This window comes from Mycolicibacterium sp. P4_G11, assembly GCF_056555145.1.
Window position 1 is genome coordinate 1 of sequence record NZ_JBFUJW010000009.1, and the last position, 21,638, is coordinate 21,638.

Sequence of the window (21,638 nt, forward strand, 5' to 3'; positions counted from 1 at the left end):
CCGGCACCAACTACGGAGACCACTACTTCGTCACCACCCCACGCCTGGAATCCGGAGACCCCCGATACGCCTGGGTCAACCAAACCATCTTCGTCGGACAAGGACGCGTCCAACCCGGACCCGTCGTCGAATTCCAAGTCTTCCGCGTCGTCGTCTGATCGGTCGACTGCAACGTTGTCGGACGCGTGCACTTACGGGCGGCGATCTCACTACTCGAAGTGCTGCACGGAATCGTCATCGCCACGATAGCGGCTCCAGTCAGGAGAACCGTTGCGGGCGAACGCTACCCAAGAACGGTGCATCCGTCGGGCCAGACCCTCCGGAACCGGATCGGGCCCGAGCAGACCTGTCTTCCCATGCAGCCACGGCGAATCGGTGATGTCGAAGACGAATGGAAGCTCCACGGTGTGCGCAGAGCCGAGCTTGCCGTCGACCGCCGTCGAGCGGAAGCCGAAGCGGTAGACGTAGGTGCCGCGCTGAGAGATCGATGAGTGGGCTTGCGCCATCCGGGCCGAGCCGGCACCGAAGAGCGCGTCGCCGAGCAGGGCCGAGCGTACTTCGCCGTGCGTGGCATGTGGATGGTTGGCGGCCACTGCTGCCGCCGCAGCTGGATCCGAATGTGTTTGTGCCGCAACGGCCACGACATCATCGTGCTGCGACGTATCGAAGGTGCCCTGGGGAACGAGATACAGGTTGCCCTCTTCGGTGTTGGTGCCGATGAGCAGAGCGACGTCGGCCGCCGGGCCGTGCGCCAGCGCGTCGGCGGGCTGTTGGTCCAAGACGAGGCTGAACGGGCTGAGGCCCACCAGCGGGTCGTTGGCAGTAGCGGTGCGCAGGTCGAGACCCGCCAGTGCAGGCAGTACGGCGACGAACTGTTCATCGGGGATGTCTGCGAGCCCGTCGGTGGTGGGATCTGTAGCAAGCTCGGCGGCCGCAGCGCGGGTGACTCGGGCAGCCTGCTCCGGCGTGAAAGCGCCTGTGCCGCTGCCACTCTGCATGATGGCCCGCTGGAACAGCCCGGCGGCCTCCGTCGTGGCGAGCAGCGCGCCCACCAAGGTGGCGCCGGCGGACTGGCCGAACAGGGTGACATTGGTCGGGTCACCACCAAAGGCGCTGATCGTGTCGCGGACCCACCGCAGCGCGGCCAGCACGTCGAGCAACCCGCGGTTGCGCGGCGCACCGGGAACGTCGAGGAAACCTGAGATGCCCAGGCGGTAGTTGAGGGTGACCAGTACGACGCCGTCGCGGGTGAATGCCCGACCGTCGTACAGCGCGGCCTGCGACGATCCCGTGACGAATCCGCCGCCGTGGACGAACACCATGACTGGTCTTGAGGCATCGTCGGCGGCGGGAGTGTGCACGTCGAGCGTCAGATAGTCCGCGCCGCGCACCCATCCGGGACCGAAGTACGGTCCCATGTCGAGAGCACCGAACTCTCGGACGGGTTGTGGCGCGGTCGCCCCGGGACCCGTCGCGTCGCGTACGCCGTCCCAGCCCGGGTGCGGTGCCGGCGGAGCGAACCGGGCCGCTCCCGTCGGGGTGGTGGCATAGGGGATCGCGCGGTACCGCTCACCGCCATGGCGGCGGACTCCGCGCACCGCGCCGTAAGGGGTTCTGACGACAGGAACATTGTTCTGAGACAAGGGTTCTCCTCTGGTGATTGGTCTCAGCTGATACGGGCGAAACCGGCCCAGCGCTTGATGGCGAAACTTGAGCCGTCCCGGACCACTTCGACAGCGCCATGTCCGCCGAGATGCGCGGGGAACAGGAGCGCATTGTCTTCGCTGGCGCGGCCCAACAGCTTGTGCCTGGTGTTGCGTGATTCCACTGGGTCCTCGCAGAAGCAACTGTTGGTATGCGGCGTGACAATCTGGAGCGGGGTGTGGATGAGATCGCCGACGAACATCGCGCGATCTCCACCGGATTCCAATGTCAGGACCGACGAGCCGGGGGTATGTCCGGCCGCGAGATCCAGCCGCAGATTTTTGTCGATCTGGTAGGTCTCGTCCCACAGATGGGTCAACCCGGCTCGATGCACCGGGGTGACGCTGTCTTCGAAAACATTCAGACTCCCGCGACTGGCGGCGGGTTCGTGGGCATTGGCCGGGTTCCAGAAGTCGAAATCGCGTTGTGGCATCAGGTAGGTCGCGTTCGGGAAGGTGGGCACCCACGTCGAACCGTCCAGACGGGTGTTCCAGCCCACGTGGTCGATGTGCAGGTGGGTGTTGATCACCACGTCGACGTCCTCGGGCGAAACACCGGCAGCGGCGAGGTTGTCGAGGAACGCCGTGTCGAGGTGGTTCCACACCGGGACATGTGGGCGTTCCTTGTGGTTGCCGACACCGGTGTCGACCAGGATGATGCGTCCCGAGCTGCGCAGCACCCAGGTCTGGATCGCCGAGATGCACTGATCGGTGCCGGGATCCCAGAAATCAGGCGCCAGCCAGTGTTTGTTGGCTTCCCAGTCATGCTTGGTGCTGTCTGGGAAGAAGTCTGCGGGCCCCATCCGCACGGAGCCGTAGTACTCCTTGACACGGGTGACGGTGACGTCGCCCAACTCGATCTGATCCATCTGACTCCCTCGGTCATCGGCGGTGCTCACACGAGCCTGTCGATGTGCGCCGCGGGCAGCCACACCTCGTCGGTCCTACCCCTGTCAGGGTGAGGCTGGGATCCCAACAGCGCGCGGATACTGAAGAGATGGACGGACCAGGGCCGCTCGGAGAGTTTCTGCAGGCGCGGCGTGCACGTACCCGACCCGAGGACATCGGTTTGCCGGACTTCGGTGGGCGACGACGGGTACAGGGTCTGCGTCGCGACGAGGTGGCGCACCTGGCGGGAGTCAGCGTGTCCTATTACACGCGGCTCGAGCAGGGGATCTCCCGCGGCGCGTCACCCGAGGTTCTGGAAGCGATTGCCGCTGCGCTGCAACTCGATACGCACGAACGTGAGCACCTCGAACGGTTGGCGGGGGCCGCGCGGCGGGCATCTGGGCCGCGGCGCACGCGGCCAGAAAAGATCAGTGACGAGACGCGGGATCTGCTTCGCGCCCTCGACGGTGTTCCGGCGCTGGTTCTGGGCCGGCGCACCGATGTGCTGGCGTGGAATCAGCTGGGGCACGCGCTGCTGGCGGGACACGTCGACCGGACCGCCGTGGACGATGTGGTGAACCGGCCCAACATGAGCCGAATGGTGTTCTTGGACGGACACAAGCGCGAGCTCTACACGGACTGGCGGCGCAAGGCCAGGGCAGTGGTGGGCAATCTGCGTATCGCCGTCGGCCGGTATCCCGACGATCGTGACCTCGCCGCTCTCATCGGTGAGCTGACGATGAAGAGCTCGGAGTTCGTCGCGATGTGGGGCGATCATCGGATCACGCCCTGTGATGCCGCGTCCTATGACCTACACCATCCGGTGGTAGGCGCCCTGACTGTCACTCAGCAGACGTTGACCATCGCGCGCTCGCCTGGTCAGAGCCTGATCGTGGCCACAACCGTTGCGGGGTCCCCCTCGGAGCGGGCGCTGGCGCTGCTGCGAACGCTGGGCACATCCGTGGATGACCGTGAGCTGCCGGAGAAGTTGCGCCGCTGAGGCTCATGGGAAGAAGTCCGAAAGCGCCAACGCCTCTGGGGCGAATTCCGTCGTCAGTTGCGCCTAGGCACTTCGATCAACTGCACCGTGACCGCGGGCCGACATGAATTCGTGGCTCGTCGTCGACGTTGGCTGAGGCGCCAGGCTTTGACGACAGCGCTTTGCGTATGCAATTGGCTGAGGTATTTCGCCGGCTCCGGGCACCTCTCGTGTGGAGCGTCGTTAACCGACATTTCGCGTGAAACCTGTTGTAGCTCAGCAGCCTCCGAAGATTCAGACTCTCGAGTGTCCTCAAATGTAACCACACGTGGGAGCGGCCACGGAGTCGAGGTCGCCGGCTACTTCGGTGCCCGAACTGTGCAGCGACGGAGCCCGCGCCTGTCCGCGAGGGTTGACCCATTTGGGTACCACCGTACCGTTCTAGGATTCGCCATCTACTATGCAAACCCGCCCCGCCAAACCTGATGCACTCCTGCGAAGTCGCAGGTCAGGGGAGTGGGATATGACACGGAGAAATGCAACCTACAGTGGAGGAGGTCTTCTCCGTAACCGGTGGTAATTCGGCGCGACGCAGTTTGGCGGATCTGCCAGCTGGAATGTGATTCTGAAATGTCCCGTCTAGCGTGAACCGTGGTTCGACGTAGTTGGGATGTCCGCCAGACGGACACTTGCCTTGTCACCTTCTCCTGACGTATCGCCGTCGTAAATGGAGGTCTCCTTCATGTCACCACACCCCGCGCGCCGCACGTGCCGTCCGCGTCGATCTAGGCGGGAGAAATTCCAGCCGGTCGGCGCCAAGTACGGCCGATCGGCCCCTTGATCGGCAGAGGTGTTCTGCTCATGATCGAAACATGTTTCAGGCAAATGCAACTCGCGCAGCTCGGAACCGCGGTGGTGATCTCGATGCGAGCGAACGGCGAAGTTTCGGCGGCAAAGCGACTACCGATGCGGGCCTAACGAGGGCGAGGCGAGTTACCGCGCGAGCCTTCGTCGCTGCGTTGGTTCTCATCGCTGTGGGGCTCATGGAACCGGCGCTCGCCAGTGCCGATTCGGACTGCGCCAATACGGGGCCGACTACCACCCAATGTGAACGTCTTGGTCACAGCCAGATCTATACCTCGCCCGATGTACGCGCTCCGCGGGCTTGGGATTGGTCGCAGCCCTGGTAGCTGGGGCGCGTTCTTTGCGGCGCCCGCTGACTCGCCGTACCGAAGGCAGCAACTATTTACCGACACGAGTTTCGGCCACGGCATTTGAGGCCTTTTGAGCCTTTGACTTGCGTCCCAAACGAGGGCAAGCCGTGCCCAACCGAACAACGGATTCTGTGCGAGACATGCGTCGGTGACCAGCGGTGCATGTCGCGTCTGGAATGTCGTCATCTCTGTGCCGAGACGAGGGGAAGTGTTGAGCCCGCTGGATTGGCAACTGCTGACCGGACCTGTTCCAGTGGTTTTGCGTCTTGGTGCTGCGGCGGCGGGAACATGGCTGTTGCTCCGACTTATGTTGGCGGTGGGCAGCGTATGGGCAAAAGCACTGCGCTGCGCGATAACTCTTGTCGTGGCAGTTACTGTCACGGCCACGAGCGTGTACCTGGCACGCGATGTGTGGCTACTTTTTCCCGACCGGTTGCCGTTTGTCGTCCATCTGTGGGTGGGGACGGCCTTCTTCGCGGCGGCTCTGGCGGTGAGTGTGGTGACGTCTTGTCGCCGTTGGCGGCCAGGCGGGACGGCCGTGATCGCGGCTTTGCTCATTTGTGTGGCGTGTGCGAATCAGGTCAACGGCGTTTATGCCGCGTATCCAACATCTCGCGACGCGCTCGGGCTGGCGCTGAAGGACGATATTGTGTTGCCTCCCAAGCAAGCCCACTCGCTACCGCGACCTGTGACGGGTACGTTGGAATCGCATTGGAGATTGCCGCCGGATCTGATGATGAGCGGCAAGCTCACCTCAGCGATCATTCCGGGGCGCATATCCGGCTTCTCGGCTCGTGCGGCGAAGATCTATCTGCCGCCGGCGTATTTCGCTCAGCTGCCGCCCCGACTGCCCGTCTTGGTGCTGGTGAGCGGCCAGCCTGGAATGCCGCAGGATTGGCTGAGTGCGGGGAAACTGGCGCGCACGATGGACCGATTTGTCAAGGCGCATCACGGCTTAGCCCCAGTTGTAGTAGTGCCCGACGCGACAGGAAGTCAATTCGCCGATCCGCTTTGTCTCAACTCTGCCCGCGGCAACGTCGACGCCTACCTTGCCTTCGATGTGCCAGCGTGGATCCGGGCCAACCTGTCCGTCGACACACGGCCGGACGCCTGGGCGATCGCCGGAGCTTCCTACGGAGGTACTTGCGCCCTGCAGCTTGCCACCAACCATGCCGATGTGTACCCGACGTTCATCGACATCGCCGGCTCTGCAGAGCCCAGCCTGGGCGATCGACGACGAACCGTTGCCGAAGCCTTTGCCGGGGACGAGGCCGCATTTCGCCGAGTGAATCCACTGGATCTCCTTCGGATGCAACGCTATCCGTTCAGTGCCGGCGCCATCGTGATCGGCGCTGCAGACGGCGCAACGAAAGCTGACGCGAAAGCGGTGTTCGACGCAACGAAAGCTGCGGGAATGAAAAGCCACTACACCGAACTTCCCGGATCGCACGACTGGCGCGTGTTCTCAGTTGCCCTTGAGATTGAATTGCCATGGCTTGCAAGACACCTCAGGCTGATCGACTAGGGGTTTGGTCCTCATTGGTGGCGTGACGTGCGGTGGTCCGTCTGTCCGCGTCGGCGTGGCCGCGAACGTACACAGCGTATGCCGGAAGGCGGATCGGGTAGCCGGTTGTGCTAGTTCATATTCCAGGAATCGCCGTAGGTGGTCACGCTGTCACCGGACTTGCTGATGAGACGCGCGAACGGACGAAGGAGAACGCCGCCGGCGGCTCCCGTCAGCGTGCCGTGGGCGTTTGATACCGCTACGGCTCCCGCCGGGCCTTCGACGGCGACAGCGAAGGTGGCGACCTCCTGGATGCCAGGCCCATTGCCCAAGTTTGCGCTGATGGACACCCCGGGGAACAAGTTCGGGGTGATGATCTGCGGACGCCTGAAGGTGCTCTTGTCGAGCAAGACGTTCGGGGTGGTGTAGCTGAACTTGATACCCACTCCGAGCGACCACGGGAAGCCGATCTGATAGCCCAGCTCGATCTTGCCTACGAAGTCATCAGATCCCGGGCCGTCGACGACGTACTTTGCTCTGCCTGATTGGAACCACTCACGGGTCAGTCGATTGCGGTCCAAAGGTGCTACCCCGTTGAGGAAGGTGTCCCACTGCTGGATGGTCAATGTTCGGTCCTTGCCATCAACCACGGCAAGTTGGTTGTCCAGTGCTGCGCGCGAGATTGCCGTGCCGGTAGACAACAGCGTCGCTACGGAGGCAGTGACGGCTAGCGCGCGATGCAGGATTTTCATTTGCTCCCTCGACAAACTGGGCAACAGCCGGCTACGGCCGGTATCAGCCTGTCTCGGGTATCGGCTGGGCGGAATCCGCCACGTGGCGATATCCGGCATCCACCCGGCGGGATGTGACCGAACATCCGGGTCGTCGAGCGCGAATGCACGCAGCAGCCGTGTCTGCTGGAGTTCAGTCACCTGGATGGCGATGACAGCCGGTGGGGCGATTGAGCACTGGAGACAGTGGCTGCAGAATTGCTCCGGTGGAAAAGACAACCAGCGGCACGCGAGTCGATGGATTCGGTTGCATACCAGGCGAATCACTGCAGGGCCTCGACCGGGCGGAGGTCCTGACGACCGTGATGATCTTCGTGGTCATCTCTCTCCTCTTAGCGGGAGGTGTTGCAGCGGCGGCGGAATGGCTGCGTCCGGACGCGCTCTTCCTTGGTCCGATCGAAACACCGCAGTGTGCAGGGCTGGCCGCCGATTCGGCCAGGTAATGCACCTGCCCTCTTCAGAAGCATCCGAGGGGAACATTCGTGTGCGCGGGCTATGGCAACCGTCGAAAACCGAACTTCCACACTGCACGACTCTGATTCCAACCGCGTCACGATCTCCGCAAAGATTTGGACGAAGCTACTATTCGCGATGTGAAACTGGATACGAACACGATATACGGGTGGGTCGTCGGAACCGTGCTCGTAAGTGTGGTGCTCGCGGCGATCCCACCGGGGCAGAGTCCGTGGTATGTGTTTACGTGGGTACTGATTTCGGTTGTAGCCGCGGCGGTTACGCGGAGCTACGGACAGCATGTATCGACACATCACGTCGATTCACCGGCTACTTTCTGGCAGGACTTGGGGCGGTCCATGCTCACTGGTATCCCGATGGTGGTGGCCTGTATTCCGACCCTGCTGGTCCTCGCTGCGGCCTCGGCGGCGCATTGGGGTGATGACACCTTCACCCCGGATGGATCACTGGTTTCACTCGGCTATACGACCGGCGCCCTCGCGGTGAATGCCGCAGTCCTCTTTTGTCTCGGTGCGATCGCGGCCTTCAAGAGCGGGTACCGCAAGTGGGGGCTGTTTGGTGTCGGTTTGGCGAACACTGCGATCGGTCTCGTGGTGGCGAGCCTGAACCTGGTAATAAAGTAGTTTGCGCCATCTGTCGGGCCGCTCGCGGCCTCAGGCTTTGTACTCCAACATGATTCATCGAGAAATCAGTTCGTCTGGCCGTAAATCTCATCCACTTGGGTAGAAAGTTATCGTCGTTCGGAGGATTTCCCTAGGCGGTTGACGTCGTCAAGCTGTTGTCATGTCAGAAATAACGCAAACAAGAACCGAGTCACCAATCGCCAGGCTTCAGGACGGTGTCTTGCCGACACAGCCTGGATCGTCGCCCCGGGTCTATCGGATCGCTGCCGGTGTGGGTATCGCGGTGGGTGGTGTATTCATCACGGCTGCCATTTTTCTGTTCGGTTTGCTCATCGGCAGCCAACAGGGGATGTACGTGGGCGATGGCGGGTATGACGGTGGCTACGAAGCCGGCTGGGATATGAGTGCGGGCGATCCTGACGAAGATGGAGAATGGGGTCGGTGGACTCGTCCTGACGACAGCGGGACTGTAGGAGGTTCGGTCCAGCCGACGCCGGCACCCCCTGCGACCCACCGGTAACGCCGGCTCCCGAGCCCCACTTTGGTGTTGGTGGGACGGTTCAGGGTTGCAGGGGAAGGCGCATCGATAGCCGGTAGCCGCCGTCGCTGAGGGCCTCGGATTGTAAAGAGCCGCCGAGAAGTTCGGCGCGTTCACGCAGGCCGAGTAGACCGTTTCGGTCGCTGGGCAACTTGTCGGCTGCGTAGGTCGGTCTGGAATTGGTGAGAGTGACGCAGACCCGGCGCTTGTCGATGATCAGTTCTAGGGACGCGGTCGCCCCGGGCGCGTGTTTGGCGACGTTCGTGAGGCCTTCTTGGACGGCCCGATATATGGCACGCTGCACGGCCGCAGACGGCTTGACGGCGCCGTCGTAGTTGGTGGTGATGGTGGTGTCGATCCCCGAGTTGGCGACGAGGCCTTGCACGTCGTCGACGCCCGGCTGTGGGGTGAGCGTCACCGCCTCGCTTCCCGATGCCCGCAGCACCCCGACCATGTCGCGAAGTTCGTCGAGCGTTTGCACGCTCAGAGTCCTGATGGTTCGGGCGGTCCGCGCGGTGGCGGCATCGGGAGCAGTCACCTGTAGTGCGCCTGCCTGGACGGCGATCAAGCTGACCTGATGCGACACCACGTCGTGCATTTCTCGGGACAGGTTGGCCCGTTCACGCGCTAACGCCTTGTCGATCAGCAACTCCTGTTCGTGTTCTCGGGCGCGGTCGATTTCGGCAAGTTTGGCCGACAGTTCTGCGCGGGCGCGCGTCAGCAGGCCCAGCAGCAGGGGCGCGCCGGTGAACAGGATCGCGTAAACGATGTCGAGCAGTCGGCTGGCGTTGAGACGCGGCATCTCCCAAAAGCTCGTGTAGCAGACGAATGTCGTTGCTGCGCAAAGCGCCAATCTATAGCGCGCAGGCCGCAGCTCGGCGACCGTGTACAACGCGACGAGGGTGGCGATCACGGTTGAACCGACGACGAGTGCCGGAATCGTGGCCGCGAAGCTGAGGTAGGGGATACGGCGCCGCACCAACAGTACGGCGACGGCGATGACCACGAAGCACAGATTCCGCGGCGAGGGTCTGTCGTCGAGGCCGTTGAGGATGGCATCGGCGGCGGCGAGTCCGATCAGCATCCCGTCGGTGATCAGTCGCCGGCAGATTCGTTGCCAACTAGCGGTCATGCTGTGCGTCGTCGTCGAGAACGCCGGCCCGTTGAGCGATGATGGCTGCCTCCACGCGGCTCTTGACCGAGAGCTTCGACAGAATCGAGCTGACTTGGTCTTTGACCGTTCCGACACTGGTGTAGAGCGTGGCCGCAATCTCACCGTTGGAATGGCCTTGTGCAAGCAGCTGCAGCACTTCGGTTTCGCGGTCGGTCAGTGCCTGCAGCTTCGCTTCGGCGTCACGGTCGATGCGGTCGTCGAGGTACCCGGAGATCACCTTGGGGCTGACGCCTCCCGAAAGAACCAATCCGCCGGCGGCCAGACTGCGGACCATATGCGGAAGTTGTTCGGGGTCGGTATCTTTCAGCAGAAACCCGGACGCGCCTGCGCGCAGTGCCTCAGTGATGTACTCGTCTGCGTCGAATGTGGTGAGCATCGCTACTACCGGTGGTGTGGGCAACCGCTGAAGTTCGGCCAGCACGGTGAGGCCGTCCTTGCCGGGCATACGGATGTCGAGCAGCACCACGTCGGGCCGCTGCTCGCGGATGACGTCCACAGCCTGTACGCCGTCGCAGGTCTTGACCACCTCAATGTCGGCGGCCGCTGACAAGATCAGCTCGAATCCTGATCGGAGCAGTGCTTCGTCGTCGACGATGACAATGCGCGGCACGGCGGCCTCCTCACTACTGCGTTCAACTGCGGACGGGTTCGGCACTTGACGGTAGCTCCGATTGTCCGGCGGGCCGAATCAACCTGGAGCATTGCGGCCTGTTGGATGCGCAGCTCAGCCGGGTGGAGGAGTTGTTACCCGCCGATCGGGCAATCGGTCGGGTCTGCAACGCGCATGGCGTTGACGAGGCTGCGATACATCTCGTCGCCGGCAATAAGGTCACGGTGCGTGCCGTGTGCGCGTATTCGGCCGCGTTCCATGACCAGGATGGTGTCCGCATCGATGACTGTGGAGAGTCGGTGGGCAACGGTGATGACGGCCTGTTTGCGTGCACGCTGACGTATGCACGCGGCTATTGCGGTTTCGGTCAAGCCGTCGAGGTGTGCCGTCGCCTCGTCAAGGACTAGCACATCGGACGGGCGCAGCAGAGCGCGCGCCAGTGCGATGCGCTGTCGTTGCCCGGTTGAGACTGCTGACGAATTGAGGTCGGTGTCTAGGCCATGTTCGAGTTCTGTGATCTCCTCCGCCAGTCGAACCTCGTGCAGCACGTGGTGCAGTTCTGCCTCCGATGCATCGGGAAACGTGTAGAGGAGATTGTCGCGAACTGTTCCGGGCACTATCGGAGTGTCCTGCTCCACGAACGCCGTGCGTTCACGGAGTTCTGCGTGGGTGTAGCCATGGTAGGGACGGCCGTTGAGGAGGAGTTGGCCGTGTGCCGGTTCGAGGAACCGCATGATGAGCGACAGCATTGTCGTCTTCCCCGCGCCGGATGGTCCGACGATCGCGGTGTGGCTGCACCGCCTGATCACCAGGTCGATGTCGCGCACAATCTCCGATGCCCCTGGGTAACCGGCAGTCACCGAACGAAACTCAAGGACCGGCGCGTCACCAGCGGACTGGCTGTTCTGGGCCGAGACCGTGGCGGAATCGGATTCGAGGGGGAGGGCCTCAGCTTGGCAGATACGACCTGCCGCTGCGATGCCGGCCTGAAGCGTCGTGACGTTGTGGGACAGCTCGGTGATGGGATCGATCAGACCGAATGCGTAGAGCAGAAAAGCGATCAGGCTGGATAGCGCCATAGCGCCTTCGCTGACACGCCATGCGCCCATTGCCAAGACGACCACGATCGCGAGGTTCGCGCCGGCCGAGGCGAACGTCCAGGCAAGGGATTCGCGGCGAGCGGCGCGGATCGCGTGACGGGTGGACGCGTTGGCCTCGTGGATTATTCGGTCGGCCTGGCGTTCTTCGGCCCGGCTGGCCTTCACAGTGCGGATGGCGCGCACGGCGCCTTCAAGTAAGCCGCCCACTTTTCCGAGGTGATGCTGCGCTTGTTGCTGATCGGTGGCGATGCCGGGCATCAGCGCGGCGAAGAGGGCGGTAACGACGGCGACTGTGACGAGCGTGGTGGCAAGCAGCGGGATGTCCAGTACAGCCATGAGGACGAAGGTGCCCGTCAGCATGACGGTGCCGTTGATCAAACCGCTGATGCTCGCGGACGCCTCGTGAAGCAACACGGTGTCAGAGGTCACGCGGGTGACCAGCTCGCCGGGCCGATGGCTACTGATCGTGGGTACGGTCGCTCGTAAGAACCTGTGTACCAAGCTCTTACGAGCGTCGAGCACAATGCGCTCACCGACGACGGCGAGCAGAATCGATTCCACGTAGGCGATGACGGCGCTGAATATCAGCAGGCCGACGAGGGCCGCCACCGGGAGTAGTAGAGACGTCCTCGCACCTAGTGAATCCAACACCAATTTGGTGATCATCGGGCTCGCCAAACCGGCGGCGGAGGCCAACAGCCCCAATACAAGGCCGATTGCAAGCTTGGTGCGGTGCGGGGAGGCGAACGACCAGAGTACGCGCAGCCGCGCGAAGCGATGTGAAGCGTTTGAATACATCTCTATCCAAATAGATTGTGCTGCAGACCGATACGGTCTAAGTCGGGTGAGTATGGTGGCGGGAGCAGAGTCGAATAACCGCTACCTCCGGATGCGCTAGAAGACGCCCCTGCCGGCGGGGACGGCTCAATTGGGAACGAGCCTCACCATTGCGCCGAAGTCGCGTCGCAGCCCGGGCCGGAAGCGGTCCGTCCGCGACACCGATCGCAGTCCGGCCATTACCTCCAGAGATGCCGTCACGTCATTCACAACCGACTCTGCGCGTCGGGACGCTCCGCTGCCATCCGCCATCTGGCCAGACTTTCCCTCCAGCTGGAGGGAAGAGCGCAAGACAGAATCCCGGCTGACACACCCAACGGCCTCGGATTACCGTATCGAGAGCCGTCCGCTCCATTGAGCTCGCGACGAACAGGTTGTTTGCTGACATTAACCTTCACGTCATGCAGAGTTCCATGCGCGTCGTAGGGTGGTAACCCATGCGAACTGTCTTCCATGAGCAACTCGATGCGCTCAACGACGGCATCGCCGACCTGTGTGACCGCACCGCCGCCATGATGCAGCTGGCGACTGATGCGTTGCTGCACGCCGACCTCGGTGCCGCCGAACATGTCATTGACCGTCGCCACGACATCGACGCCAAGTGCGCTGCCTTGGAAGCGGACACGTTCACCATCCTGGCCCGCCAAGCCCCGGTGGCCCGCGATCTGCGCGCCGTCCTCGCCGGCATGCGCAATGTCGCTGATCTGCAGCGCATGGGCGCCCTGGCGGCGCACGTCGCTCAGATCAGTCGCCGCCGCCACCCCGAGACCGCCGTGCCGGGCGATGTGAGTGGCCATTTCGCCGAGATGGGAAGCATCGCCGTGCGGCTCGCGCAAGACACCAAATGTGTTGTGCTCGACGGGAACACCGACAAGGCAGCCCAGCTCAACGCTGACGATGAAGCCATGGACGATATCCACCGGCGCCTGTTCGTGGTGGTGATGGACCCGCAGTGGTCCCATGGCACCACCACCGCCGTTGATGTCACCCTGCTGAGCCGCTATTACGAACGCTTCGCCGACCACGCCGTCGAAATCGCCCACAATGTCATCTACCGAAGCACCGGCACACGGGACTGACGCGGGCATAAAGCTCACAACCCGGGTGAACCGAGTGTGAACGGCTCCTTACGGGACAGATACCGCAGGGAAACTGATTCTGGCCTGCGGATTTGCGATCGTGTGTCGATGACGGCCGAGTTCACCGACGCCCATCGGGCTGCTCGGCTGGATGCTGCGCCATACGAAGTCACCGAAGCCCACCACATTCATCATCTACGCCCCGCCGATCCGATCACGCCGCCGACGCTCAACACCCCCGAACGGGCGCCGGTAGGCCAGCGTGATTCCGACGTGCTGCAGGCGCGGCGCTTCATCGAGCTGCTCGACGACGAACTAGCCGAACTGCAATCGCAGGCGACCACGCTGCGGCGCCGCGCCCAGCACGGCACCGACAAACACCTCGGCACGCTGGCCGCACGCATGAACGAAGTACAGGCCATGCGCGACGCGCTCCACCGGCGTTTCCCCACCGCATGATGACCAGACGAGCACCGACATGAGCAGCAGATTCGGCAGGGCGATCACGACGTTGATCGCTTACTTGCGTCTCGGGCAGCCGCCCATGGCCCCCGCCAACGGCTACAACCCCCTGTTGGCGCTGATGCCCCGCCGGCTCACCGACAGCGACATCGACAGGCTGAAAAGTCTTTTCGCGCAACAGCGTCGAGCGGCCATATCGGATATCGAGATCGCCGTCGCCGTCATGGCCATCACCGACACGCTTGCCGCCCGCACAGATATCGATCGCGTCAGGCGATCGCTGTTCGGTCTGTAGTAGCGGCGGGCTTCACCCTGACGCCGCCTCAGTACGGAGTTCCCAGGGCTGCATGCCGAGCAGACCCGCAAGGCGGCCCTGCATCTGGACGCCGGATGGCAGCGGGCGCCACCAGATGGTCACCTCGGTGATCTTGCCGTTGGCGTCGAGCAGGATGTAGTCCATCCCGTCGACCGCGGTGCCTTCGACCTGCAGCCGAAAGTATGCGGCGTGGTGCGTCGTACCGGAGAGGACCTCCTTGTACGTGAGGCTGGTCGCCACCGTGCCTACGGTCTGCATTGCTTCCAGGACTGCTTCTCGGCCGGTCACTGGTTCATCGCCGAGCGGGCCGTACAGCACCACGTCTTCGGCGAGCATTCCGGCCAAGGCGTCGTTGTCTGCGCCGCCGTGCATGCAGTCGACGAAGGACTGCACGGTGTCACGGTGTGGGGCGAAGGTGGTCATGGTTACTCCTCGTGCGCTTGGTTGCTCGTGGTGTGTGAGAGCCGTTGTCGCACTAGATGACCGTGGTGCCGCCGTCTACCACCAGCTCCATGCCATTGACATAGCTCGAGTCATCCGAGGCGAGGAACAATGCGGCCGACGCGATCTCCTCGGGGCGGCCCATCTCGCGCCGCGGGATCACGGACTCGAACTGTGCCTTCATCTCCTCATCCATCACCTTGGCCAACATCGGCGAGCCGACCTGGCCGGGGGTCAGCACGTTCACCCGGATCTTCCTGTCCCTCAACTCCGACACCCATACCCGTGCGTAGGCGGGCAGCACGGCCTTGCTTGCCGCGTACACACTCCAATTGGGGTAGCCCCGAAGCGATGCGTTTGACCCGGTCATGAAGATCGAGCCGCCATCGTTGAACAGTGGCAGCGCCTTCTGGACTGTGAACAGCGTGCCGCGCGCATTCAGCGAGAAGGTGGCATCGAAATCCTCCTCGGTGATCTCGCCGAGCTTGGCCTGCGCGCCCGTTCCGGCGCTAGCCCACAACACGTCGATCGAGCCCTTTTCTTGTTTGACGGTGTCGTACAAACGGTCCAGATCGCCGAGGTCGGCCGAATCACCTTGTACGCCAGTCACGTTCCGGCCGATCAGCGCAACGGCGTCGTCCACCGCATCCTTCCGTCGGCCCGTGACGAAGACGTGAGCGCCTTCTTCGACGAACAACTTGGCGCCGGCCAGCCCCATGCCACTTGTTCCGCCCGTAATTACCGCGACCTTGCCATCGAGTTTTCCCACGATTACTCCCATTATCGGAAAGCGCCGGTGTTATGTACACCGATCTGATTACTTAACGTAGCGACCGGCCGCAGGGAACGCAAGCTATGTACACAGATCCGTACCCAACTGGGCTACGCTGGGTGTATGACGGAGTTGGAGAAGGGGCCGCGAGGCCTGCGCCGCGGCAGGGGCGCACGAGAGCGCATCGTCGGCGCTTCCCGGCAACTGTTTCGCGATCAAGGGATCAACAGCACCGGCCTGGACCAACTCTGCGCGGTGGCTCAGGTGTCCAAGCGCACGTTCTACCAGCACTTCGCCGGCAAGGATCAGTTGATTGCCGAACATCTACGCCAATTTGATCCCGAAGTCCTGCCCGAGGTGTTCGAGCGCACCGACCTCACGCCCCGCGAACGGCTCCTCGCTGCCTTCGACATTCGCGCGCCGCTGTGCCCGTTCATCGCAGCGGCTGTCGAAATCCACGACCCGGAGCACCCGGCACGCGTACATGCCGCCGATTACAAGAGGGCCTTCGCCGCGCGGCTCACCGAAGCCGCGCGCGAGGCCGGCGCCACCAACCCCGAAGAACTCGGCGAACAACTGGCGCTGCTCTTGGATGGCGCTTCGGCGCGCAACCGAGTCCTCAACACTGACGCCTTCGCCACCGCCGCCGCCATCGCGGTCGTGCTCATCGACAACGCTATCCCCGCGACTGTCTGACTTGGCCTGAACGCCTCCGTTTTGGAAACCTCAATTAGCTTGCGGTGCCGGCGATGTCATTCCGGACTGTCGAGAATCTGAAGAGCGTTGTTGATCCCGGCGTCGAGCACTTGGGCGGAGACTTCGGGGTCGGTGATCGCTCGGGCGAGTTGCAGCGACGTGACCAGAATGCTGAACAGGCCCCACGCTGTCTGCATCCGATTCGCTTGCGATCTCACGGCCGGGAGGTGCGCGGCAATTTCCTGGACGATCGATTGCGCCCCAGCGGAATAGGCGTCCCTGACGACGTCATCGCAACGCCCGATTTCACTCAGCAATGGCGCCGTCGGGCAGCCGTCGGGCTGGTTGTCCCGGTGTCCGGTGGACAGATATTCGCGGATATAGCCTTCCAGTGAATCGCGATCAGCCCCTAGGGCGCTGACGGCGGCCCGCTGTTGTTCGAGTTGATCGGTGATGACGCTCGCGACGAGATCGTTCTTGGATTCGAAGTGTGCGTAGAACGCGCCGTTGGTGAGGTTGGCATCGGACATCACCGCGGCGATCCCCGAACCGTCGATGCCGTCTTGTTTGAGGCGCCGGCTGGCTGCCGCGATGATGCGCCGACGCGTCTCAGTCTTGTGTTCCGCTCCATATCTGGCCATGGAACTCACCTCCGCTTGTGTCACGAACCACTCTTGACGATGATAGTACAGTCATAATATTATGATCGTAATATCAAAGCCGCGCCGAGAGGTTTGACATGCTCACCTGGGAAGACACGCCCACCAAGACAATCGACGTCAACGGAGTGCCGTTCGCATTCCGGGAGCTCGGCGTCGAATCCGACGTGCCCGTGGTGTTCCTGCATCACTTCACCGCCGTGCTCGACGACTGGGACCCAAGGGTGATCGACGGCATCGCGGCGCACCACCGTGTCGTCGCGTTCGACAACCGAGGCGTTGGGGCCACCGGATCGGCAGTACCGGACAACATCGACCAGATGGCCGACGACGCGATTGCGTTCATCCGAGCGCTCGGATTGACCAAGGTGGATCTGATCGGGTTCTCCCTCGGCGGGGCCGTTGCACAGGTGGTGGCACTCAAGGCGCCCGACCTGGTTCGGCGAATGATCTTGGCGGGCACCGGACCTCGCGGTGGCGGCGGAATCGACGCGATGCGCAAAATCGTCGCCGTCGCCTACATCAAGGCCCTCCTGACGCGAAAAGACCCCCGCGAGTACCTGTTCTTTCCCCGCACCGCGGAAGGTAAACGCGCCGCCTCCGACTACTTCGCCCGCCTACAGGAGCGAACCTACGATCGGGACAAGAAGGTCTCGATGCAAGCGCGGCTCGCGCAGCTCAAAGCGATCGTCAACGGCGGCAAGGCCACACCCGACGACCTGTCGCGGATCACGGTTCCCGTCCTGGTCGCCAACGGCGATGACGACCTCATGGTGGCAAGCAGCTTGTCGGCGGACATGGCGCGGCGAATCCCCAACGCGGAGTTGAAGATTTACCCGCGCTCGGGGCACGGCGGGATCTTCCAGCATCACACCACCTTCATTCCCGACGCTCTCGGGTTCCTCGCTGACTGATTGTCAGTCGGGTCGCGCAAATCTCATGCACCGCAGCACTATTGAAGAAACGAGTACCTCATGAGCAGTATCAGTGACATCATCACCTCCTACGCCAAGGCGCCGTCGCGCACTGTAACCGCCGGGGGCACCACCTATGCCTACCGCGAACTCGGTCCCAAAGGCGGCATCCCGGTGGTGTTCTTCGTGCACCTGGCCGCGACCCTGGACAATTGGGATCCACGAATCATCGACCCGATCGCCAAGACCCGCCACGTGATCGCCTTCGACAACAAGGGCGTGGGAGCGTCCAGCGGCAAAGTGCCGGGCACCATCGAAGAAGCTGCCGACGATGCGTACACCTTCATCACGGCGTTGGGGTTCAAGAAGATTGATGTGTTCTCGTTCTCGATGGGTGGCATGATCGCTCAGGATTTGGCGCTCAAGCATCCTGAACTGGTGCGCAGGCTGGTGCTGACCGGGACCGGGCCGCGCGGCGGCAAGGACATGGACAAGGTGGCGGGCGTCACTTACTGGGACATGCTGCGGGCCACGCTGACTCGTTCCGATCCCAAGGAGTTCTTGTTCTTCAACCGCGACGCCGTGGGCAAGCGTGCCGGCAAGCAGTTCGTCAACCGACTCAAGGAACGCACCACCGACCGCGACAAGGACATCACGATCAGTGCGCTCCAGACCCAGCTCAAAGCGATCAAGGCCTACGGCCGTTCCAGGCCGTCGGACCTGTCAAAGATCACTCAGCCGACGTTGATCGCCAACGGTGACCACGACCGAATGGTGCCAACGGTGCTATCTGAGGATCTCCACCGGCGCATCGCGGGATCAGAACTGATCATCTATCCCAACTCCGGGCACGGTGGCATCTTCCAGTACCACGAGCAGTTCGCGCCGATCGCCGCGTCGTTCCTCGCCGCCGACGGCCAGTAGCGAATCCGATACGGCAGAGAGAGTTTCGTGATGGCTCGTGCTCGTCAGCAGACCTACTCGCTGGACCGCAAGGTCGTATTCCTCACCGGTGCGGGAGGCGGGCTCGGCGCGGCGACTGCGGCGTTGCTGACTCACCGCGGCGCACAGGTTGCCCTTGCCGACATCGACCTGAGCGCCGCAGAACGAACGGCTCGGACGCTGCCGCCGGGGCAGGTCCTGCCCGTGGACTGTGACGTCACGGCGATCGGCTCCGTCCATGCCGCAGTCCGCAAAGTCGAGGACCGATTCGGGCGCATCGACGTAGCCATCGCCAATGCGGGCCTGATGGGGCGCGGGGGAACATTCCGTACCCTGGCGACCGATGAGGTCGACCGCGTGCTGTCGGTCAATGTGTCCGGCGTCCTGAACACGGTGTCGGCGACGATTGAGTCAGTCATTCACAATCGTGGCCAGATCGCCTTGTTGAGTTCGGTTTTCGCCTACATCAATGGCGCAGGAGCAATGCCGTATGCGATGAGCAAGGCGGCGGTCGAGCAAGCTGGTCGCGCGCTCGCCGTCGAACTGGCCAGCCACGGCGCGACGGCCATGACCGCATATTTTTCGCTCATCGAGACCGGCATGATCCAGCACGGCATCGACGAAGACCCGCACGTGCAAGCGCTGATGTCGGCGATGCCGAAGTTCATTCTCAAACGCATCCAGCCGACCACGGCGGCAGCAGTTATTGTCAACGGCCTCGAACAGCGCCGACGCACCGTTTCCGCACCAGCGCGCTGGCGCCCGGTATCGGCGTTGCGCGGTGTCCTCGGCCCCCTGGTCGACGCACGACTGGCACGTGACATCGGCGTACAACGCGCACTATCCGAACTCGATGCAAGGCATGGGGTTTGAGCCCCGTGTGGAACTGTGCTGACGCTCGGCAAGAGCTTCTGATGGGCGGCAGCTATTGGTTCGGCGGGAAAGTGGGAACCCTTGCCCAGAACAGAAATTCGTTACAGATGGTTCGCTCGAAAGGACGGCGATGACACAGCAAGTACGAGGCGATCTGGTGATCGAGGACCACGGACGGGTGCTCGTCGCCCGGGTAGACGGTGGCCCGCATAGTTTGTTCGGGATCCAAATCGCAAGGCAGCTCGAGGCATTGGTGGACCGAGCCGACCGTGACCCCGGTGTGCATGCCGTGGTGTTCACCGGCGCACGCCCGGGGCGGTTCGTCAGTCACGCGGATGTGCGCTGGCTACAAGCAGAAGGTGCCGCAGTGCCCGAGTTGGGCCGGCGCAGCGCGTCGGCCGCCCTGCGTCTGGCCCGCGGCGTGGACCGCGCCCGGGTCTTGGATCCGGTGGTGCAGAAAACGCCGCTGCGCGGTGTCGCGCAGCTGGATCGGCTCCACGCGACGTTCCTGAAGATGAACGCCAGCGGCGTCATCTTTGTCGCTGCCCTCAACGGATCGGCCCTCGGGCTGGGTGCTGAATTCGCGTGGGCCTGCGATCTGCGGATCATGGCCGACGGCGACTTCTTCATCGGCCAACCCGAAGTGCTGCTGGGCATCATGCCGGGCGGCGGTGGCAGCCAGCGTCTGACCCGGCTCATCGGTACACACAAGTCACTGGTCGCCATTTTGGAGGGCAAACCGTTCACTCCCGCACAGGCGTTGGCCAACGGCGCCGTCGACGAAGTGGTGGCCCCCGAGGACGTCGTGCCGCGGGCGGTCGAGGTCGCCGAATATTTCGGCAAGCGGACGAAGGGATCGGTCGAGGCGATCAAGCGGTCGGTCTACTTCGGCGGGTCCATGTCGTTGCAGGAGGGCCTGCACGTCGAGCGCACCGAGTTCCTCGGCACCGATCAATCCCCGGAAGGCCAGCAGCTGATGTTGCAGTACCTCGCGGACACCGAATCCTCGGGTGAGCTGCCGCTGTATCACGATGACGTCTACGACCGCGCGCTGGAATCAGGCACGGTACCTGCACTCGACGGTATCGGCGCCGGGGCGGCGCGGAAATGACCTCGCCACAGTCATTTACGCGACAGGACGTCTCGTTCACCTCTGGCAAGGACACCTGCGCCGGGTGGCTCTACTTGCCCACGGGTGTGGCCTCGCCACCGGTGGTGATCCTGGGGCATGGCCTGGGCGCCACCCGGGAGATGCGGCTGGACGCATTCGCCGAGCGGTTCGCGCAGGCCGGCATCGCCGCGTTGGCCTTCACGTACCGGCATTTCGGTGACAGTACGGGTCAGCCCCGCCAGCTGCTGTCGATCAAGCGCCAGCTCGCCGATTGGGATGCGGCGATCGCCTACGTGAAGGGGCGGCGCGATGTCGACGGCGCCCGCATCGCGGTGTGGGGCAGTTCTTTCGGCGGCGGCCATTCCATCACGGTGGCTTCCCGTCACCCTGAGCTCAAAGCGGCTGTGGCCCAATGCCCGTTCACCGACGGTCTGGCGTCCGCCCTTGCGCTCGGGCCGGTCGGTTCACTCAAAGTGCTGCCGTTGGTCGCCCGTGATTACGCCGCGATGGTGAGTAGGCGGGAACCTGCGATGATCCCGCTGGCGGGAGCCCCGGGAACCCTGGCGTTGATGAACGCCCCGGACGCGCTACCCGGCTATCAGGCGCTGCTGCCGGCGAATTCGACGTTCCGCAATGAGGTCGCCGCTCGCGTGGCACCGACGATCATGGCCTACCGGCCGGGGCGGGCCGCGAAGAAGATCGCGTTTCCGATCTTGTTCTGTATCAGCGATACCGACACGGTTACCCCGCCCGAGGAGACCGAACGCTACGCACGGTCAGCGCCCCGCGGCGAGATCAAGCATTACAGTGCCGGCCATTTCGCGTTCTACCTCGGCGAGCCGTTCGAGCAGTTGGTCACCGACCAGACCGACTTCCTGATCCGTCACCTGAACCCGATACGCGTAGCGCCGTGACTGCCGATGCCTTGGGCGGCCTGC

23 protein-coding genes are annotated in these 21,638 nt (G+C 63.3%); 14 read left to right on the top strand and 9 right to left on the bottom strand.

Going from position 1 to position 21,638, the window contains the following annotated elements; translation table 11 throughout:
• Nucleotides 1-158 (top strand): DUF3237 family protein (locus tag AC1U2B_RS19785; protein ID WP_480218322.1); only part of this gene is annotated, 158 nt, incomplete at its 5' end.
• A gap of 51 nt (nucleotides 159-209) precedes the next feature.
• Here AC1U2B_RS19785 and AC1U2B_RS19790 read toward each other — a convergent pair.
• The gene (locus AC1U2B_RS19790) at nucleotides 210-1,643 is read right to left on the bottom strand and encodes a carboxylesterase/lipase family protein (protein ID WP_480218120.1); all 1,434 of its coding nucleotides are present in this window, start codon (nucleotides 1,641-1,643) and stop codon (nucleotides 210-212) included.
• Between the two features lie 23 nt (nucleotides 1,644-1,666).
• Nucleotides 1,667-2,572, bottom strand: a complete 906-nt coding sequence (locus AC1U2B_RS19795) for an MBL fold metallo-hydrolase (RefSeq protein WP_480218121.1) — start codon at nucleotides 2,570-2,572, stop codon at nucleotides 1,667-1,669.
• Nucleotides 2,573-2,700: 128 nt separating this feature from the next.
• On the opposite strand from AC1U2B_RS19795, the gene AC1U2B_RS19800 reads away from it, so the two are divergent.
• Both AC1U2B_RS19800 and AC1U2B_RS19805 read left to right on the top strand, forming a co-directional pair.
• Nucleotides 2,701-3,591, top strand: coding sequence for a helix-turn-helix domain-containing protein (locus tag AC1U2B_RS19800; protein ID WP_480218122.1), 891 nt, complete (start codon nucleotides 2,701-2,703; stop codon nucleotides 3,589-3,591).
• A gap of 1,404 nt (nucleotides 3,592-4,995) precedes the next feature.
• On the top strand, nucleotides 4,996-6,309 hold the full coding sequence (locus AC1U2B_RS19805; RefSeq protein ID WP_480218123.1) for an alpha/beta hydrolase: 1,314 nt from the start codon (nucleotides 4,996-4,998) through the stop codon (nucleotides 6,307-6,309).
• Nucleotides 6,310-6,419: 110 nt separating this feature from the next.
• On the opposite strand, the gene mspA is transcribed toward AC1U2B_RS19805, so the two are convergent.
• On the bottom strand, nucleotides 6,420-7,040 hold the full coding sequence (gene mspA, locus AC1U2B_RS19810; protein ID WP_480218323.1) for a porin MspA: 621 nt from the start codon (nucleotides 7,038-7,040) through the stop codon (nucleotides 6,420-6,422).
• 245 nt (nucleotides 7,041-7,285) lie between these two features.
• Here mspA and AC1U2B_RS19815 point away from each other — a divergent pair, with 245 nt between their 5' ends.
• Complete coding sequence (locus tag AC1U2B_RS19815; protein WP_480218124.1) at nucleotides 7,286-7,522, top strand: hypothetical protein; 237 nt, start codon at nucleotides 7,286-7,288, stop codon at nucleotides 7,520-7,522.
• Nucleotides 7,523-7,672: 150 nt separating this feature from the next.
• Nucleotides 7,673-8,176, top strand: a complete 504-nt coding sequence (locus AC1U2B_RS19820) for a hypothetical protein (protein ID WP_480218125.1) — start codon at nucleotides 7,673-7,675, stop codon at nucleotides 8,174-8,176.
• A 560-nt stretch (nucleotides 8,177-8,736) separates the two neighbouring features.
• Here AC1U2B_RS19820 and AC1U2B_RS19825 read toward each other — a convergent pair.
• From AC1U2B_RS19825 to AC1U2B_RS19835, 3 genes are all read right to left on the bottom strand, one after another.
• On the bottom strand, nucleotides 8,737-9,720 hold the full coding sequence (locus AC1U2B_RS19825) for a sensor histidine kinase (RefSeq protein WP_480218126.1): 984 nt from the start codon (nucleotides 9,718-9,720) through the stop codon (nucleotides 8,737-8,739).
• Nucleotides 9,721-9,835: 115 nt separating this feature from the next.
• Nucleotides 9,836-10,498, bottom strand: a complete 663-nt coding sequence (locus tag AC1U2B_RS19830; protein ID WP_480218127.1) for a response regulator — start codon at nucleotides 10,496-10,498, stop codon at nucleotides 9,836-9,838.
• 134 nt (nucleotides 10,499-10,632) lie between these two features.
• Entirely contained in the window at nucleotides 10,633-12,396 is a 1,764-nt protein-coding gene (locus AC1U2B_RS19835) for an ABC transporter ATP-binding protein (protein WP_480218128.1), read from the bottom strand.
• Nucleotides 12,397-12,872: 476 nt separating this feature from the next.
• On the opposite strand from AC1U2B_RS19835, the gene phoU reads away from it, so the two are divergent.
• The 3 genes from phoU (at nucleotide 12,873) to AC1U2B_RS19850 (ending at nucleotide 14,271) form a co-directional block, all read left to right on the top strand.
• Nucleotides 12,873-13,514: a phosphate signaling complex protein PhoU gene (gene phoU / locus AC1U2B_RS19840; RefSeq protein ID WP_260937687.1), complete on the top strand. Its 642-nt coding sequence runs from the start codon at nucleotides 12,873-12,875 to the stop codon at nucleotides 13,512-13,514.
• Nucleotides 13,515-13,622: 108 nt separating this feature from the next.
• Nucleotides 13,623-13,973 (top strand): hypothetical protein, encoded by a 351-nt coding sequence (locus AC1U2B_RS19845; protein WP_480218129.1) that lies wholly within the window; start codon nucleotides 13,623-13,625, stop codon nucleotides 13,971-13,973.
• Nucleotides 13,974-13,992: 19 nt separating this feature from the next.
• Nucleotides 13,993-14,271: a DUF3349 domain-containing protein gene (locus AC1U2B_RS19850; protein ID WP_480218130.1), complete on the top strand. Its 279-nt coding sequence runs from the start codon at nucleotides 13,993-13,995 to the stop codon at nucleotides 14,269-14,271.
• Nucleotides 14,272-14,283: 12 nt separating this feature from the next.
• Here AC1U2B_RS19850 and AC1U2B_RS19855 read toward each other — a convergent pair whose 3' ends face one another.
• Nucleotides 14,284-14,715: a nuclear transport factor 2 family protein gene (locus AC1U2B_RS19855; RefSeq protein ID WP_480218131.1), complete on the bottom strand. Its 432-nt coding sequence runs from the start codon at nucleotides 14,713-14,715 to the stop codon at nucleotides 14,284-14,286.
• A 52-nt stretch (nucleotides 14,716-14,767) separates the two neighbouring features.
• A complete protein-coding gene (locus AC1U2B_RS19860; protein WP_480218132.1) occupies nucleotides 14,768-15,502 on the bottom strand; it encodes an SDR family NAD(P)-dependent oxidoreductase in 735 nt (244 codons plus the stop codon).
• A 126-nt stretch (nucleotides 15,503-15,628) separates the two neighbouring features.
• Here AC1U2B_RS19860 and AC1U2B_RS19865 point away from each other — a divergent pair, with 126 nt between their 5' ends.
• Nucleotides 15,629-16,201: a TetR/AcrR family transcriptional regulator gene (locus AC1U2B_RS19865; protein ID WP_480218133.1), complete on the top strand. Its 573-nt coding sequence runs from the start codon at nucleotides 15,629-15,631 to the stop codon at nucleotides 16,199-16,201.
• A 56-nt stretch (nucleotides 16,202-16,257) separates the two neighbouring features.
• On the opposite strand, the gene AC1U2B_RS19870 is transcribed toward AC1U2B_RS19865, so the two are convergent.
• Nucleotides 16,258-16,842 (bottom strand): TetR/AcrR family transcriptional regulator, encoded by a 585-nt coding sequence (locus AC1U2B_RS19870; protein ID WP_480218134.1) that lies wholly within the window; start codon nucleotides 16,840-16,842, stop codon nucleotides 16,258-16,260.
• Between the two features lie 98 nt (nucleotides 16,843-16,940).
• Between AC1U2B_RS19870 and AC1U2B_RS19875 the strand changes: the two genes are divergently transcribed.
• The 5 genes from AC1U2B_RS19875 to AC1U2B_RS19895 all read left to right on the top strand — a co-directional run bounded on the left by AC1U2B_RS19875 (nucleotide 16,941) and on the right by AC1U2B_RS19895 (nucleotide 21,614).
• The gene (locus tag AC1U2B_RS19875; protein WP_480218135.1) at nucleotides 16,941-17,774 is read left to right on the top strand and encodes an alpha/beta fold hydrolase; all 834 of its coding nucleotides are present in this window, start codon (nucleotides 16,941-16,943) and stop codon (nucleotides 17,772-17,774) included.
• 60 nt (nucleotides 17,775-17,834) lie between these two features.
• Nucleotides 17,835-18,698 carry an alpha/beta fold hydrolase gene (locus AC1U2B_RS19880; RefSeq protein ID WP_480218136.1) on the top strand — a complete coding sequence of 288 codons (864 nt, stop codon included), beginning with the start codon at nucleotides 17,835-17,837 and terminating at the stop codon, nucleotides 18,696-18,698.
• 30 nt (nucleotides 18,699-18,728) lie between these two features.
• Nucleotides 18,729-19,589 (top strand): SDR family NAD(P)-dependent oxidoreductase, encoded by an 861-nt coding sequence (locus tag AC1U2B_RS19885; protein ID WP_480218137.1) that lies wholly within the window; start codon nucleotides 18,729-18,731, stop codon nucleotides 19,587-19,589.
• Nucleotides 19,590-19,719: 130 nt separating this feature from the next.
• A complete protein-coding gene (locus AC1U2B_RS19890) occupies nucleotides 19,720-20,700 on the top strand; it encodes an enoyl-CoA hydratase/isomerase family protein (protein ID WP_480218138.1) in 981 nt (326 codons plus the stop codon).
• Nucleotides 20,697-21,614: an alpha/beta hydrolase gene (locus AC1U2B_RS19895; RefSeq protein WP_480218139.1), complete on the top strand. Its 918-nt coding sequence runs from the start codon at nucleotides 20,697-20,699 to the stop codon at nucleotides 21,612-21,614. The genes AC1U2B_RS19890 and AC1U2B_RS19895 overlap by 4 nt, the downstream gene beginning before the upstream one ends.
• Nucleotides 21,615-21,638: the final 24 nt, after the last annotated feature.